This is a genomic window from Chloroflexus islandicus, from assembly GCF_001650695.1.
Taxonomy (GTDB): Bacteria; Chloroflexota; Chloroflexia; order Chloroflexales; family Chloroflexaceae; genus Chloroflexus; species Chloroflexus islandicus.
Genome location: NZ_LWQS01000004.1, coordinates 1 through 772 on the forward strand (window position 1 = coordinate 1; position 772 = coordinate 772).

Here is a 772-nt window from a genome sequence, read left to right on the forward strand (position 1 = left end):
GATCGATGCGGCGCGCGTGCGCGCCCTGAGCGCACAAACCGTCTCCATCCGCCAATCCAGCATCTCCCTTCTCCCGCTACGCGGGAGAAGGGAGAGGGATGAGAGTATCCCAAAATCCCCGCAACAACCGCGCATCCTTTTGCCTATTTTGCGCGGTTTCTTACATGAATACTTTTTCATCTCACAGCCGAGAGGATAGACGCTATGTCACTGCTGACCCGCTTGTTCAACGTCGCCTCGCCTGCCGTTCCGCCGGCACCGACCAACCCACCCGACCAAAAGCCGGAGCGCGAGCAATCCACCCCACCGCCTGCGCCCTTCTGGTATCCCAAGGCGATCCGGCGTCCGATTAAGGTCAAGAGCGCGTGAGACATAGGCAACGCCTGCGCTGCAGGCGCGATCTGTCCAGAGATGACACCCTCATTGCACGGGTCTTGCCCATCCGCTAACGCAGCAGTGCCCTTCTCCCGCTTGGCGGCAGAAGGGAGAGGGATGAGGGATGAGGGATGAGGGATACCTTTGCAACGTCTGCTCCACAAGTTTGATCGAGCAGGGACGATACATGTCGCCAACCATGTCTAAAAAATCGCGCATCTTTTTCCGATCTCGTGCGGTTTCCTATATGAAGACTCTTTCATCTTGACTAGCAAGGAGCCACGTGATGTCGCTGCTACCTCGCCTCGTGCGCGTCGCCTCGCCTGCCGTTCCGCCGGCACCGACCAACCCACCCGACCAAAAGCCGGAGCGCGAGCAATCCACCCCACCGCCTGCG

The 772-nt window shown here is 59.6% G+C and carries 2 protein-coding genes; both read left to right on the forward strand.

Annotation, left to right across the window (positions count from 1 at the left end; genetic code table 11):
• On the forward strand, positions 1-199 hold a 199-nt coding region (locus tag A6A03_RS20705), incomplete at its 5' end, for a hypothetical protein (RefSeq protein WP_216636329.1).
• Positions 200-204: 5 nt separating this feature from the next.
• Positions 205-369, forward strand: coding sequence for a hypothetical protein (locus A6A03_RS20220; RefSeq protein ID WP_156525223.1), 165 nt, complete (start codon positions 205-207; stop codon positions 367-369).
• Positions 370-772 lie beyond the last annotated feature (403 nt).

What these genes read in the sequence shown, in the direction of transcription:
- A6A03_RS20220 (WP_156525223.1), top strand. Translation starts at nt 205, where the DNA reads ATGTCACTGCTGACCCGCTTGTTCAACGTCGCCTCGCCTGCCGTTCCG.